15 protein-coding genes are annotated in these 15,333 nt (G+C 38.2%); 13 read left to right on the forward strand and 2 right to left on the reverse strand.

From position 1 onward, the window contains the following. The first annotated feature begins 20 nt into the window (after positions 1–20). The 8 genes from RZ55_RS01980 (at position 21) to RZ55_RS02015 (ending at position 7,631) form a co-directional block, all read left to right on the forward strand. Entirely contained in the window at positions 21–1,547 is a 1,527-nt protein-coding gene (locus RZ55_RS01980) for a ClC family H(+)/Cl(-) exchange transporter (protein ID WP_241772084.1), read from the forward strand. Between the two features lie 100 nt (positions 1,548–1,647). Further along, on the forward strand, positions 1,648–1,887 hold the full coding sequence (gene secG / locus RZ55_RS01985) for a preprotein translocase subunit SecG (protein WP_034531960.1): 240 nt from the start codon (positions 1,648–1,650) through the stop codon (positions 1,885–1,887). Positions 1,888–2,036: 149 nt separating this feature from the next. Then, a complete protein-coding gene (gene rnr, locus RZ55_RS01990; RefSeq protein WP_057175623.1) occupies positions 2,037–4,388 on the forward strand; it encodes a ribonuclease R in 2,352 nt (783 codons plus the stop codon). A 21-nt stretch (positions 4,389–4,409) separates the two neighbouring features. Continuing rightward, positions 4,410–4,883 carry an SsrA-binding protein SmpB gene (smpB, locus tag RZ55_RS01995; protein WP_034531964.1) on the forward strand — a complete coding sequence of 158 codons (474 nt, stop codon included), beginning with the start codon at positions 4,410–4,412 and terminating at the stop codon, positions 4,881–4,883. Positions 4,884–4,965: 82 nt separating this feature from the next. Continuing rightward, a complete protein-coding gene (locus RZ55_RS02000) occupies positions 4,966–5,655 on the forward strand; it encodes a uracil-DNA glycosylase (RefSeq protein WP_053792521.1) in 690 nt (229 codons plus the stop codon). A gap of 11 nt (positions 5,656–5,666) precedes the next feature. Next, positions 5,667–6,632 carry a phosphate acetyltransferase gene (pta, locus tag RZ55_RS02005; protein ID WP_057175624.1) on the forward strand — a complete coding sequence of 322 codons (966 nt, stop codon included), beginning with the start codon at positions 5,667–5,669 and terminating at the stop codon, positions 6,630–6,632. A 19-nt stretch (positions 6,633–6,651) separates the two neighbouring features. After that, positions 6,652–7,128 (forward strand): tRNA (adenosine(37)-N6)-threonylcarbamoyltransferase complex ATPase subunit type 1 TsaE, encoded by a 477-nt coding sequence (tsaE, locus tag RZ55_RS02010; RefSeq protein WP_057175625.1) that lies wholly within the window; start codon positions 6,652–6,654, stop codon positions 7,126–7,128. 2 nt (positions 7,129–7,130) lie between these two features. After that, complete coding sequence (locus RZ55_RS02015) at positions 7,131–7,631, forward strand: GNAT family N-acetyltransferase (RefSeq protein WP_057175626.1); 501 nt, start codon at positions 7,131–7,133, stop codon at positions 7,629–7,631. Between the two features lie 16 nt (positions 7,632–7,647). On the opposite strand, the gene RZ55_RS02020 is transcribed toward RZ55_RS02015, so the two are convergent. After that, the gene (locus tag RZ55_RS02020) at positions 7,648–8,184 is read right to left on the reverse strand and encodes a 3'-5' exonuclease (protein ID WP_053792524.1); all 537 of its coding nucleotides are present in this window, start codon (positions 8,182–8,184) and stop codon (positions 7,648–7,650) included. Positions 8,185–8,347: 163 nt separating this feature from the next. Here RZ55_RS02020 and murB point away from each other — a divergent pair, with 163 nt between their 5' ends. Both murB and RZ55_RS02030 read left to right on the forward strand, forming a co-directional pair. After that, positions 8,348–9,232 carry a UDP-N-acetylmuramate dehydrogenase gene (gene murB, locus RZ55_RS02025; RefSeq protein ID WP_057175627.1) on the forward strand — a complete coding sequence of 295 codons (885 nt, stop codon included), beginning with the start codon at positions 8,348–8,350 and terminating at the stop codon, positions 9,230–9,232. An 11-nt stretch (positions 9,233–9,243) separates the two neighbouring features. Further along, on the forward strand, positions 9,244–11,205 hold the full coding sequence (locus tag RZ55_RS02030) for a cation:proton antiporter (RefSeq protein ID WP_057175628.1): 1,962 nt from the start codon (positions 9,244–9,246) through the stop codon (positions 11,203–11,205). A gap of 31 nt (positions 11,206–11,236) precedes the next feature. On the opposite strand, the gene RZ55_RS02035 is transcribed toward RZ55_RS02030, so the two are convergent. Continuing rightward, positions 11,237–11,896: a DUF1361 domain-containing protein gene (locus RZ55_RS02035; RefSeq protein WP_053792527.1), complete on the reverse strand. Its 660-nt coding sequence runs from the start codon at positions 11,894–11,896 to the stop codon at positions 11,237–11,239. A 160-nt stretch (positions 11,897–12,056) separates the two neighbouring features. Here RZ55_RS02035 and cdaA point away from each other — a divergent pair, with 160 nt between their 5' ends. From cdaA to glmM, 3 genes are read left to right on the forward strand one after another with little or no spacing between them, the layout of a single operon-like run. Further along, positions 12,057–12,902 carry a diadenylate cyclase CdaA gene (gene cdaA / locus RZ55_RS02040; RefSeq protein ID WP_053792528.1) on the forward strand — a complete coding sequence of 282 codons (846 nt, stop codon included), beginning with the start codon at positions 12,057–12,059 and terminating at the stop codon, positions 12,900–12,902. Continuing rightward, the gene (locus RZ55_RS02045; RefSeq protein ID WP_053792529.1) at positions 12,902–13,861 is read left to right on the forward strand and encodes a CdaR family protein; all 960 of its coding nucleotides are present in this window, start codon (positions 12,902–12,904) and stop codon (positions 13,859–13,861) included. The genes cdaA and RZ55_RS02045 overlap by 1 nt, the downstream gene beginning before the upstream one ends. A gap of 36 nt (positions 13,862–13,897) precedes the next feature. Next, positions 13,898–15,250 carry a phosphoglucosamine mutase gene (gene glmM / locus RZ55_RS02050; protein WP_054483042.1) on the forward strand — a complete coding sequence of 451 codons (1,353 nt, stop codon included), beginning with the start codon at positions 13,898–13,900 and terminating at the stop codon, positions 15,248–15,250. Positions 15,251–15,333: the final 83 nt, after the last annotated feature.

The following is a 15,333-nucleotide window of genomic DNA, read 5'->3' on the forward strand; positions in this document are numbered from 1 at the left end:
ACTAAAAGAAGGCGAACATATTGCAAAGTGATAATTTAAGACGATTTAAATCAGTGCTGTACGGTTTATTAATTGGATTGGCAGTCGGAATGGTGGTTAGTCTATTTAGAGTATCGATTGAAGGACTATCGGACCAATTTTTAAAACTAGCGAAGCTAGCGCGAACTAATTTGTTTGTACTAATTAGTTTAATCATCTTGAATTTACTAATCGCATTTTTCGTATATTACTTAGTAAAACGAGATAAAAACATCAAGGGATCAGGGATTCCACAGGTTGAAGGGCAGTTAAACGGTGAACTAGACTATTCATGGTTCTCTGTCTTAAGCAAGAAGTTCATTGGTGGAGTACTTGCCATTTCCAGTGGGCTATTTTTAGGCCGTGAAGGTCCTTCAATTCAATTGGGTGCTGCTACCGCTCAGGGACTAGCAGATACCTTTAAACAAACAAAGCAAGCGCGTAAAACGATTATCTCTGGTGGGGCAGCAGCTGGTTTAGCAGCTGCATTTAATGCTCCAATCGCCAGTACATTGTTCGTGCTAGAAGAAATCTATCATAACTTTTCAACATCGGTCTGGTTAACTTCACTTTCAGCCGCAATTAGCGCGAACTTCGTTTCAACTGCGGTCTTTGGAAAGGTGCCGGTATTACACATGAGTTATTCACATGTGATTCCATTACATATTTATCCATACTTAATCGGATTAGGAATCGTGATTGGAATCGGTGGATTAATTTATGAGTATGCCACACTCCACGTCAATGATTGGTACGTCAAGTTAGACTGGGTTCCAAATATTGTATGGGTATTGATTCCATTTATCCTAGTCATCCCATTTGAAATGTACTTACCCTCAATCGTCGGTGGGGGTAGCACAATGGTATTAACGATTGCCAAGGCCGCACCAACCATTACGGTATTGCTATGGTTCTTGTTGATTCGTTTCGTGATGTCGATACTATCATATTCAACTGGATTACCCGGTGGCATTTTCCTACCAATGCTTTCATTAGGGGCATTAATTGGGGCAATTTATGCAGAGGTGTTGATTCAATTCGGCGTATTACCACAAAGTTATTTTGTTAACTTCATCATCATCTCCATGAGTGGGTTCTTCGCCTGTGTCGGAAAGGCACCATTTACAGCTATTTTACTTATCACTGAAATGGTTGGATCATTGCAAAACCTAATGTCATTGGCATTTGTCACATTAGTGGCCTACGAAGTTACCGACTTACTAGGCGGTAGTCCAATCTATAACGAAATGTTGCAAAAGATGTTGAGCCCGCAAAAGTTGTCAACAAGTGGACAACTGACCAACCTATATTTCTCAGTTCAATTGGGATCAGACATGGATGGTAAAGCCGTTAAATCAATCAATTGGCCAGATGGTTGTTTGATTAGTTCTATCAAAAGAAATGAACAATACATTATCCCTGATGGAGATACAATTCTAAGAGCTGGGGATAACATTGAGATATCCACAAACTACGACAACCGTGGTTATGTATATACACATGTGGAAAAACTAACATTAGATAATTAAAATTTTGATTAATTGGCATGTTAGAAAGTATTATGATAAACTAAACAGTAAAGATAAAGTTAAAGATGAAACCTATGTATTTTAGGTAGGAGGCAACGAATTGTATAATTTCTTAATGAATATAATTTGGATTGACAGTGTATTAATTATCATCGCTGTCTTGATGCAACCAGCAAAGACTAACAACGATGCAATGTCTTCTTTAACCGGTGGTGCTGATGATTTGTTTGCCAACTCTAAGCCACGTGGTTTTGAAGCCTTTATGCAAAAAGTAACAGTTGTATTATTGATTATTTTCTTTGCATCAGCATTAGGATTAGTTTGGTTATCATCACACTAGTTGATAAGACTCCTGTAATTTTTACAGGAGCTTTTTTTATGTGAAACCGAAAAACCGTTTAGGATAGACGGTATAAAAATGTTAGAATACTAAATATGAGTTATCGAATTTGATTTAAGATCGAAAATTTAAAACTTAAGGAGTAAATCGTGGAAGATAATAGTTTAAAACAAGAAATTCATGCTGTTCTTCAAAAATTCTCCAATCGCGAATTTTCAGTAGAAGAATTAGCCGATGAATTAGGATACCATGGTGCAAATGCATTTAAACTAATTGTCCAATCATTAGCTGTGCTAGAACGCGAAAAGACAGTAATGGTTACCGAAACAGGCAATTTTAAGTTAAACGTGCAAGGTGAAACAATCGAGGGAACTTTTCATGCAAATCCAAAGGGGTTCGGATTTGTTAACTATGATGAAAACCTAGAAGATGCATTCATCGCACCTGACAACACACTACAAGCAATGAACGGTGATACTGTTCAAATTGAAATTGTAAGACGTGCCGACCAAAACTCTGGTAAAGGTCCAGAAGGTAAAGTTGTAAACATCGTTGAAAGAAACTACGAACAAGTAGTTGGTGAATTCACCCGTACTGACGACGATCATGGATACGTAGGACAAGTTAAGCTAAAAGAAAAGAAGCTTATTAACTACAAGTTTTACGTTACAGGTGTTGGTCTAAAACCTACACCAGGTGAAGTAATTACTGCCGAAATTACTGAATACCCAAATGCTGACCACCCAGACTACATGGTTGGTATCGCAAAGGAAGTAATCGGAAGCGTTGATGACCCAGGAATCGACATTCTACAAATCGTCTACGCTCACGATATTCCAGCTCAATTCCCAGAAGATGTATTGCAAGAAGCAGACGCGATTCCAGAAGAAATTAGTGAAGAAGAAAAACAAGGTCGAGAAGACATTACTGATCAAACACTAGTTACTATTGATGGGGAATCATCAAAGGACTTGGATGACGCCGTTACTGTATGGAAATTACCTAATGGTAACTACCACTTAGGTGTTCACATTGCCGATGTTTCTCACTACGTAAAACCAGGTAGTCTTTTAGACGAAGAAGCATACAAGCGTGGTACTTCTGTTTACCTAACAGATAGAGTTATCCCAATGCTTCCAAGAAGATTATCAAACGGAATTTGTTCATTGAACGAAGGCGAACTTCGTCTATGTATGAGTTGTGATATGGAAATCAACCCAGCCGGAAACGTTGTTGACCACCGTATTCATCCAAGTGTGATGAGATCTAAGGCTAGAATGACTTACAAGGCTGTAAATGACATCTTAGAAGCACATGATGAAAACACTATGGAACGTTACAAAGACTTAGTTCCTATGTTTGAAGAAATGGGCGAACTACACAAGATTCTATACAAACAACGTCGCCGTCGTGGTGCCATTGACTTCGATGACAATGAATCAGAAATCATCGTGGATGAAACTGGGCACCCAATCGACATTAAGCTAAGAGTTCGTGGTACTGCTGAAAGAATGATCGAATCATTCATGTTAGCTGCCAACGAAACTGTTGCTGAACATTACTGTAAAGCGCACGCACCATTCATCTACCGTGTTCACGAAACACCAGATGGAGAACGTGTGAAGAACTTCTTCGAATTCCTAACTGCATTCGGTGTAGAAGTTAAGGGTGATCCAGATCACTTGAAACCAAAGGTATTACAAAACGTATTGAAGAAGGTTGCTGGTAAGCCAGAAGAACCTGCTGTATCAGTTATGATGCTTAGAAGTTTGAAGCAAGCTAAATATACTGACCAACCACTTGGTCACTTTGGTCTAGGTGCTGAATTCTACACTCATTTCACTTCTCCAATCAGAAGATACCCAGATACAACTGTTCACCGTTTAATTCATCACTATGAAGACAACGGTATCAACAAGGAATCAAAGGCCAAATACGCCGGATTACTTGAAGAAATTTCAGACCATTCATCAAAGGCAGAACGTCGCTCAATCGATGCAGAACGTGACACTGATGCAATGAAGAAGGCTGAATACATGGCAGACCACATCGGAGAAGAATTCGATGCAACTGTTAGTTCAGTGCTTAAGTTTGGTATGTTTATCGAACTTGAAAACACTGTTGAAGGATTAGTTCACATTAGTCGTATGAAGGATGACTACTACGAATACATTGAAAAGTACCTAGCACTTGTTGGTAGAAATACTCACCGTACTTACAGAATTGGTCAACCAGTTCGTGTTAAGGTGGTTAACGTTGACGTTGACCAAAGTGCTGTCGACTTTGACATTGTTAATCCGGAAGACACACCAATGTCTAAACTAAAACCTGAAAGCCACAGTAATGGTGCTCACGGTCGTGGTGGACGAAACAACGGTGGCCGTCGTAACAACAACAGAAGAAACGACAACAAGAATGGTAAGTTTGGTAGAAACAACAATAACCGCCATTCAAGAAACAACAACCGTAATGGTCGTAATCATTCCAATTCAAAACATTAATTGGTTGAGAGGTGATTGATAATGGTTAAGAAGAAACCAACTAATAAAGACGATAACTTGGTTGCGCAAAATCGCAAAGCTCGTCATGATTACCGTGTTTTACAAACCTATGAAGCGGGAATTGCATTGACTGGGACTGAAATTAAGTCCGTTCGTGCAAGTCGTGTCAATCTAAAGGATGGGTTCGCCCAAATCAGAGATGGCCAAGCAACATTGATGAATGTTCACATCAGTGAATATGAACAAGGTAATCAGTTCAATCATGATCCACTTAGAAATCGTAAATTGCTTTTACACAAGCAAGAAATCAAGCGCTTAGCAAAGGAAACAGACAAAAAAGGAGTTACAATCGTTCCTTTGAAGATGTACCTTAAGAAAGGATTTGCTAAAGTCTTGATTGGAGTGGCTGAAGGTAAACATGAATACGATAAACGTGAAACAATTAAGAAACGTGATCAAGAACGTGAAATCTCACGTGTATTAAAACACTACTAAAAAAGCGTCCCGTGATGGGGCGCTTTTTTTGCGATGTGAATTTATTGTATATATGATAAAATTATATATAGAGGTGTTATAAATGAAACCTTTTATTCACAATGACTGGTGGGATGTATTGAAGCCAGAATTTGAAAAAGAGTATTACCAAGATTTACGTAAATTTTTAGTTGAAGAATATGAAAATCATGAAATTCATCCAAACGCGAACCATATCTATGAAGCATTTGAATGGACTCCATTCTCAAAAGTAAAAGTAGTTATCTTAGGACAAGATCCATACCATGAACCCAATCAAGCCCATGGATTGAGTTTTTCAGTCCTACCAGGAGTGAAGGTTCCGCCTTCGCTTCGAAATATCTACAAGGAATTAGAAAGTGATTTAGGCATCAAACCGGTTAATCATGGCTATCTTGAAAAGTGGGCCAAACAAGGAGTTCTATTGTTGAACTCAGTACTAACCGTAAGAGATGGAATTGCATTTTCCCACAAATCAAAGGGATGGGAAAAATTGACCGATACTGCAATTGAAAAGTTATCACAACGCCCTGAACCAGTCGTATTTATCCTTTGGGGGAGAGCGGCTAGAGACAAGGTGAAGTTGATTAACACCAAGACCAATATTGTGATTGAATCAGCTCATCCAAGTCCGTTGTCAGCGCACCGTGGTTTCTTCGGATCCAAACCATTTTCAAAGACTAATATCGCCTTAGAATCATTAGGCGAAAAGCCAATTGATTGGCAACTACCAGAACACGTTACAATCCATTAGGAGGAAGAAATATGAGTTTACTAGATGAATTAAAAGAAAAGATTAGTGGTTTAAACAAGAAAATCGTTTTCCCAGAAGGAGACGACATCAGAATTATCGAAGCAGCTAGTCGTTTAGCTGACGAAAACCTAATCCACCCAGTGCTGTTAGGTGAACCAGCTGAAATTAAGCAAAACGCCGGTGACCTCAACCTATCAAACGTTGAAATTGTCGACATCAACAACTACCCAGAAAAAGACTTCGAAGAAATGCTAGATGCACTAGAAGAACGTCGTAACGGTAAGAACACTCGTGAACAATTAGCTGAATGGCTAAAGGATGCTAACTACTTCGGTACTATGTTGGTTTACATGGATAAGGCTGACGGAATGGTATCAGGTGCAGCTCACGCTACTGGTGATACTGTTAGACCAGCTCTTCAAATCATCAAGACTCAAGAAGGAATGCGCCGTATCTCAGGTTCATTCTTGATGCAAAAGGGTGACACTAGATACATCTTTGCTGACTGTGCCATCAACATCGAACTAGATGCTAAGGGCATGGTTGAAGTTGCTAAGCAAAGTGTTACCACCGCTAAGCAATTCAACATTGATCCAAAGGTTGCATTCCTAAGTTTCTCAACTAAGGGTTCAGCTAAGGGTGACATGGTAACCAAGGTTCAAGAAGCAGCTGCAATGGCTAAAGACGAACTAGATGTTCCTTCAGATGGTGAACTACAATTTGATGCAGCATTAGTACCAGAAGTTGCTAACAAGAAGGCACCTGGTTCAGAAGTTGCTGGACAAGCTAACGTCTTCGTATTCCCTGAACTACAATCAGGAAACATTGGTTACAAGATTGCTCAACGTCTAGGTGGCTTTGAAGCATTTGGTCCACTACTACAAGGTTTGGCAAAACCAGTATCAGACCTTTCACGTGGATGTGTCGCTGAAGATGTTTACAACGTTGCAATCATTAACGCAATCCAATCTCTATAAGCAAAAGGAGGGATGGTTCTTGGTTAAAGTTAACGTAGAATCACCTGATGAAACAAAACAATATGGTGAACAATTGGCACCATTATTAAAGGCTAAAGACATCATTTTGTTGGATGGTGATCTAGGTGCTGGTAAGACTACCTTCACCAAGGGATTAGCCAAGGGCTTGGGTATTAAAAGTAATATCAAGAGTCCAACATTTACGATTATTCGTGAGTATCAAGGTGGCAGATTGCCACTTTACCACATGGATATCTATCGTTTAGATGATGGTAGTGGGGATGAACTAGGCCTAGAAGAATACTTCAACGGTGACGGTGTTAACGTTATCGAATGGTCCGAATTCATTGCCGATGAACTTCCTGACGATTACTTGAAAATTGTTTTCCGTCGTGATGATGAAAAGGGTGAAGACTTTAGAACCATTTCATTTGAACCAAGTGGCAAACGTTTTGAAGACATCGTTAAGCAAATTTTTCCACAGGTGGAAAAGTAGCAATGTGTAATTTAGAGGTGCGTTGTGCACAACCAGGCGATGCGGCAAGGTTAATCGAATTGATTGCACAATTAAAACAAGAATCAGACCAATACACGATTGATCCAAATATTGGCAAGTTATCCTTAGATGACCAAGCACAACAAATTATGTTGGTTAATCAAACCCGTAGTTTTATCATTGGTTTAGCATTTTGGGATGAGCAACCAGTCGGGATGATTCAAGTCCAAGAACTACAAGATTCCGGAATCGGTGAGTTAGGCATTGCCGTCTTGAATCAATATAGTCACCAGGGAATTGGTGGTCAGTTGATGGATTTCGTTATCGATTGGGCAACATATGATAGTAACTTATCCACATTGGCTCTGGTTGTGAAAAAGACCAACGAACACGCAATCCACTTATACGAAAGAAGTGGATTTACCGTGGTAAAGAAAAGGGTAATTAATGCACTTGGTAGTTTGTTATCCACACAAGAAATGCAATATAACCTAAAAAAATAAGCACCCAGCTGGATGCTTATTTTTTTACCTTGATGAATGACTTGATAACTTCATCGTCAAAGTTTTCTTGTTGATAAATTAAAATGTTAGCGCAAGCTAAACTATCATCTAACGCGTTGTGATGGTGGTGAAGCCTGATACCTAAGTTGGCACAAACCGTATTTAGCTTGTGATTCTTAAACTCAGGGAAAAGGTATTTACAAGTCTTAACCGTATCTAATGTCTTATACATTGGAACGGTTAGACCATAACGCATAAGGCTACGTGCCAATACACTATTATCAAATGCGTTGTTGTGAGCAACTACTAATTGATCTTTGGTAAAAAATTGCTTGATTACCGGCCAGATTTCAGGGAAGGTAGGCGCGTCAGCAACATCGCTTTCGTGAATACCGTGAATATCGACGTTTCGATAATTAAAATCTGTTTCCGGATTAATTAGAGTATAGAATTCATCAACAACCTTGTTATCGCGCACAACGGTCAATGCTAATGAACAGGCACTAGCACGTTGATTATTGGCAGTTTCAAAATCAATTGCAACGAAGTTCATTAATAACGTCCTTTCGTTTTATTCTTTCAACATTATAACATGGTCTTCCTATATGATATCGTGGTAAAATTAAAAATGTAGTAGTATGAGTTTATACGTATTAAATATTAAAAGTATGTGATTTGTACTAATAAACTCGTATAAATTATGATAATTAAGGAAAATGATTAAAATGGAAAAAATTGAGCTTTTAAAAAATGAACCATTATCAAAATATACATTCACAGAAACTGGTGGACCTGCTGACTTGGTTGCCTTTCCTAAAAATACAGACGAAGTCAGAGAATTACTATCAATGGCAAAACGCGATGATCTACCAATCACCGTTTTAGGCAATGCCAGTAATTTAATCATTAAGGATGGTGGCATTAGGGGATTAGTCATCATCTTGACCGAGATGAACGAAATTACATCTCACGATGATTTAGTAATTGCTCAAGCAGGTGCTAGATACATTGATACTACCATCGTTGCTCAACAACACGGTTTAACCGGAATGGAATTTGCTGCCGGAATTCCAGGTAGTATCGGTGGAGCAGTCTTCATGAATGCTGGTGCTTACGGTGGAGAAACCGCCGAAGTGATTGAATCAGTCACTGTGTTAACACCAGAAAATGAAATCAAGACACTATCCAATAGTGAATTAGATTTCGGTTACAGACACAGTGCTGTCCAAGACCAAAACGACATTGTTCTGGAAGCAACATTTAAGTTATCCACTGGGGATAAAGATGAAATCCAAGCGGAAATGGATCGACTAAATGAATTACGTGAATCAAAGCAACCACTTGATCTACCATCATGTGGAAGTGTCTTCAAGAGACCAGAGGGTTATTTCGCTGGTAAGTTAATTCATGATGCCGGTCTTCAAGGATACCGATCAGGGGGTGCCCAAGTATCTAAGAAACATGCTGGTTTCATTGTGAACATTGACAACGCGACTGCTACCGATTACTTAAACGTGATCAAGCATGTGCAAGAAACTGTTTACGCTAAAAACAAAGTACATCTAGAAACGGAAGTAAGAATTATCGGACAAGACAAATAGGGGGATAATCCATGCAGCTTATTGAAATTATTTTATTTTTAACGTTACTACTGCTTCTATCAACAATCATTAATCACTATGTTAAGGCCATTCCGGTTAGTTTAATCCAGGTCGTTTTCGGATGTGGATTAGCATTGATTGGTAATTTCAGCATTAACCTAAGTACAGATTGGTTTTTACTATTATTCATTGCACCATTGCTATTTAACGACGGACGTCGTTTCCCCAAGGACGAACTTTGGGAATTGAGATGGCCCATCTTCGCAAACGCAATCATTCTAGTATTTATCACCATGTTCTTTGGTGGTTTGTTAATTTATAAATTAATTCCATCAATGCCACTTTCAGTAGCATTCTCATTAGCTGCAATTTTATCACCAACCGATCCAATTGCCGTTGAATCAATCGCCAAAAAGGTGCGTTTACCAAAGAACATTTTGCACTTGGTAAACGGAGAAAGTTTAATCAATGATGCCAGTGGTTTGATTGGTTTTAAGTATGCCATTGCCGCAACCGTTTATGGTGCATTTTCATTGAAGAGTGCCGTAGGAGACTTCTTCTACATCAGTATCGTTGGTGCCATCATTGGGGTAGCCACAATGCTAGTAATCTCATTGGTACGTAAGTGGTTATACAAGAACGGTTTAACAAATTTAGTATTTAACGTTGTTTTACAAATCGTTTCACCATTCGTTATTTACTTGCTTTCTGAAGATGTTTTCCATGCTTCAGGTGTAATTGCGGTGGTCACAGCCGGGATTGTCTACCACGTGAACAACACATCAACTCAATCATCATCAGCTGAATTACAATTGATTAGTGAACAAGCCTGGAACATTATCGTTTACCTATTAAACGGAATCGTGTTCTTGATTCTAGGAATTGAACTACCATTTGCGATGGAAGCCGTTATTAACGACATGAAGTTCAATACCTTCCAATCAATTGGTTATGCCGTTGTGACATGGTTGATTATTCTAATCATTAGAATTGTGTGGATTATTCTATACGAAATCTGTCACAACCTAATTACCACTAAGAAGGTTGGACCAATCAACATCAGAGCAGCAAACATTGTTGGATTCTCGGGTGTTCGTGGTGCCATTACCATGGCCGGAATTCTTTCCATTCCATTGATTACCGTGCAAAACGAAGCGTTTCCTGACCGTGAATTGGTACTATTCATTGCATCAATCGTTATCGTTTTAAGTTTACTTGCTGCGGTAATTGTGTTGCCATTGATTTCTAAAAACGATCCAGTCGTTTCTTATAACAATGATAACCATTGGAGTGAAGAAAAGGCGCGTATCTATGTATTAAACTACGTGATTGATGACATCAAACAAATGGACCGTCCGGACAAACACATTTGCAATATTTTAATCGATCAATGCGAATTGATGATTAGACAACTATCTTCAATCAAACCGGATGAGTTAGAAAAGAGTATTCGTTCGTTGGCCGTTGAATATGAGCACCAAGCGGTTAAGAAATTAGTTGCGGACAAGGTTGTTACCAGTAAGGAAGCCAATGCGATTAACTACCAAATTAACCACCGTGAATTGAAAAACTTAGTGGCATTTAACGATTTCAACTTAAAACTAGAATTCATGTCAGCCGTTCAAACAACCAAGTTATGGTTATTTAAACAACGTTCTGATAAGGAACAAAAACTAAAGATTCAAAAAGCTTTGATTATGGTCAATGACTATACCGTTCAAAAGCTAAAAGAACATGGTGATTCTAAAGTAATTAATTCACTTGTGGATGAATACACCAATCTTAGTTTGGCTTTAAGAACGCGTTCATTGGACTACGAAAAGTACTACCGTATCGCCAAGGAACGTGAGCTAGAAGCTTACCGTAAGGGAATTCAAGAATTATTGATCAACGATAAGATTAGTTTGAAACTTGCTTCTAAGCTAAGACAAGAAGTCAACTACGTTGAAAATAACGAATTAAGCACAGACTAAAAAAAGACAGCCGATAAAGGCTGTCTTTTTATTATTCTTTTGAATTTTTCACATCTTTTAGGATTAGGTATAAAATCCAGTAGATAAAGCATTGAACAATTGTCATGATAACAACAAATACTAACATTTTTAACGTCCACATTTCAGCTAATTGTTTAATCACCAAGCGAGGTGAGAATAATAGGTAGATGGTGTGGAATCTAAGGAATCTACCAACGTAAATTCCAATTGATGAAACGACATTTAAAGCAAAAATTAGTAATACTTTTGCCACTTTAGAATGGATTGAGAAGAATGCGAAGCAACGGTTAACGATTTGGAATAATCCGTAGAAACCAAGCATTGAGCATCCTAAAGCACTAATCATTAAGAATGAATAGTTCATCCACATGTGAGCAGATAATCTTAATAGTCCGTTCGTTCCATATGGTTGAAGTAGTGATAAATGGAATAAGTCGGTCAATAGGTAGGGTGCATTTGGATAGAAAATTAACCAAAGTGCAAAAATTGGCCAGAAAATCCATGACTTTTCAACGTATTTATTTGTTAGTTCCAAACTTAGTTCAATGGGGATGTAACCCAAGAAGGTGTTTAATACTAAAAATTCAAACGGTGGCTTTGCGACCACGAATAAAAATATTATCCACAAAATGAAAAATAGGCGTACTTGCCAACGTGCGTTTTTAAACATGATTTGGACCCCTCAAAATATTATTAACCCTATTTTAACCCTTAAACGGTAAATATTGAATGATTATTACTTAAAAATTCTATCAAAAATGATAATGCTAAAAATAAACGAAAAGGAGTGATATAATATAGAATATGAATGAAATTATGGAGGAATAGGTATGGGGATAAATTGGAGTAACATCTTAACACTAAGTAACCTTTTAGATATCTTAGTTGTTTGGTTCATTATCTATGAGGTAATTATCTTACTTAAGGGCACAAAAGCTGTCCAATTATTCCGTGGTGTTTTAGTAATTGCCATTGTGAAAATTATCAGTGTAATCTTTGGATTCACAACTGTATCATACTTAACTGACCAAGTTATTAACTGGGGAGTTATCGCGATCATTGTTATTTTCCAACCTGAAATCAGACGTGGTCTAGAACATTTAGGTCGAGGCTCAATTATTAAACACGCACAAAACCAAAACGTTGAAAATGAAAAGATGATTTTGGAACTTGATAAAGCCATCCAATATATGTCAAAACGTAGAATTGGTGCTTTAATGACAATTCAAATGGATACCGGATTGGAAGACTACATCGAAACTGGAATTAAGTTGGATGCTGATATCACCGGTGAACTTTTGATTAATACATTTATTCCAAATACACCATTGCATGATGGTGCCGTTATTATCAGTAATAACCGTGTCGCCGTAGCAGCTGCATACCTACCATTGTCTCAAAGTAACCTAATTCCAAAGGAATTGGGAACTAGACACCGTGCAGCGGTTGGTATTTCTGAAGTAACTGATGCCTTAACTATTGTTATCTCTGAAGAAACAGGGGAAGTATCAATTACTAAGAACAACGAGTTATTACGTGGAATGAATAAGGAAGACTATATGAAGTTCTTACGTGATCAATTGATTACTAAGCAAGACTCAATGAATAAGAACTTATTTACAACCATCTTTAATTGGTTCGACAAAATCAAGCAATCAACAGGGGGGCAAAAGTAATGAAGAAGTTTAATAGCCCATGGTACCTAAGATTATTGGCATTGATTTTTGCCATCTTATTATTTGCTTATGTTAACCAATCAAAACTTTTTGGTTCAGGCAGTAACTACGGAAGCTCTGAAGACATTACTCAGTTGACTTCTAACAAGTCAGCTAATATCTCAGTGCCACTACAATTAAACGTTGATAATAATAAGTACTTTGTTACCGGATATCCTGAAAAGGTATCAGTTAAGATTGTAGGACCAACAGCGTTAGTTACTACCACAGTTAATACACAAAACTTTAAGGTGTATGCTGATCTTTCCAGACTAGGCGTTGGAACCCACAAGGTTCGTTTGTATCAAGATGGTTTAAACAACGAATTAAGATACTACATCAACCCAAGTTATATTTACGTTAATATTCAGCCTAGAAAGACAGTGGAATTCCCAGTTAAGGCAGAATACGATTCAGCAAACATTGCAGATGGGTATTCAGCTGGCAAACCAGTCCTTGGAACCAACAAGGTGAAGGTGACTGGAGCAGCCGACGAAATTGCTAAGATCAAGCAAGTTGTTGCTAAGCTAAGCATTCCACAAAACACCAAGAAGTCAGTCAGCTCTTCAGCTGTTTTAGAAGCATTAGACTCAAAGGGTCGAATTGTTAACGTCATCTTGACGCCATCAACAACTTCTGTTAATTTGCCAATAAGTAGTGGAAATAATAAAAACGTTCCACTAAAATTAAAGGTTGAAAACGGCTCTAGTAACCAAAAGTATGAACTAACATCAGACACTGAAAAGGTGAAGGTTTTTGGAACGAAAAAAGAGTTAGAATCAATTGATAAGGTAATCGCTTATGTTGATGTTTCTGGAATTACATCAAAGAAAGTGGTTAATGTGGAACTAGATAAGAATCTAAATAAAGTTACTGGTTTCGATCCTGAAAACATTAAAGTAACAGTTATTCCACAATAGATTTTAAAGAATCGAATGATGAATGGAGATAAAATTATGAAGTATTTTGGAACAGACGGAGTTAGAGGGGTAGCTAACAAAGACTTAAGCCCCGAACTAGCTTTCAAATGTGGACGTGCCGGTGGTTACATTTTAACCAAGCACAGCCAAGCAGAAGGACAACCCCAAGTATTAGTTGCTAGAGATACAAGAATTTCTGGTCAAATGTTAGAAAGTGCTTTAATTGCCGGTTTACTATCAGTCGGAATTGAAGTTCTTCAATTAGGTGTTGTTACAACCCCAGGTGTTGCTTACCTTGTTAGAACTCAAGGCGCAGCTGCCGGTGTTATGATTACTGCCTCACATAACCCAGCTGAATACAACGGTATCAAGTTCTTTGGTTCAGATGGTTACAAGCTATCAGACGAATTAGAAGAAGAAATCGAAGCAATTCTAGAAGCTGACAAGGATGATTTACCACGTCCATCAGCTAAGGGTCTAGGTAGTGTTGATGATTACTCAGAAGGTAGTCAAAAATACATTCGTTTCCTAGAACAAACCGTTCCTGATGACCTATCAGGTATGAAGATTTGCGTTGACTCAGCAAACGGTGCAACAAGTAACCTAGTATCACGTCTATATGCTGACTTAGGTATCGAATTTGAAACCATGGCAACTATGCCAAACGGTATTAACATTAATGACCAAGTTGGTTCAACTCACCCAGAACAACTACAAAAGATGGTTGTCGAACAAGGTGCTGAAATTGGACTAGCATTTGATGGTGACGGTGACCGTTGTTTAGCTGTTGATGAAAACGGTGAACTAGTCGACGGTGACAAGATTATGTACATTTGTGGTAAGTACATGTCAGATCATGGTCGTCTAAAACAAGACACTGTGGTAACTACAGTTATGAGTAACTTAGGTATGTACAAGGCAATGGAAGCAAACGGTATGCACAATGTTCAAACCAAGGTTGGTGACAGATATGTCGTTGAAGAAATGAACAAATCTGGTTACAACCTAGGTGGAGAACAATCAGGACACATCGTATTCCTAGACTTCAACACTACCGGTGATGGATTACTAACCAGTTTACAATTACTACACGTAATGAAGGACACTGGTAAGAAGTTATCAGAACTTGCTGGTGAAGTAACTAAGTACCCACAACAACTAATCAACGTAAAGGTTAGCGACAAAGACGGTGCCCAAGCTGATAATCAAGTAAAGGCAGTTATCGCTGAAGTTGAAAAAGAAATGAACGGTGATGGCCGTGTTCTAGTTCGTCCTAGTGGTACCGAACCACTACTACGTGTGATGGCAGAAGCCCCAACACAAGAATTGGTAGATGGCTACACTAAACGTATTGCAGACGTTGTTCAAGAACGTTTTGGAATTGAATAAAAAAATTAAAAGCAATCTAATTAGATTGCTTTTTTTATTGCCTTTTTTTACTGTGAATTTGTCCATACCAATTTTATAAATGG

The organism is Apilactobacillus kunkeei (assembly GCF_001421115.1).
GTDB classification, from domain to species: Bacteria; Bacillota; Bacilli; order Lactobacillales; family Lactobacillaceae; genus Apilactobacillus; species Apilactobacillus kunkeei_F.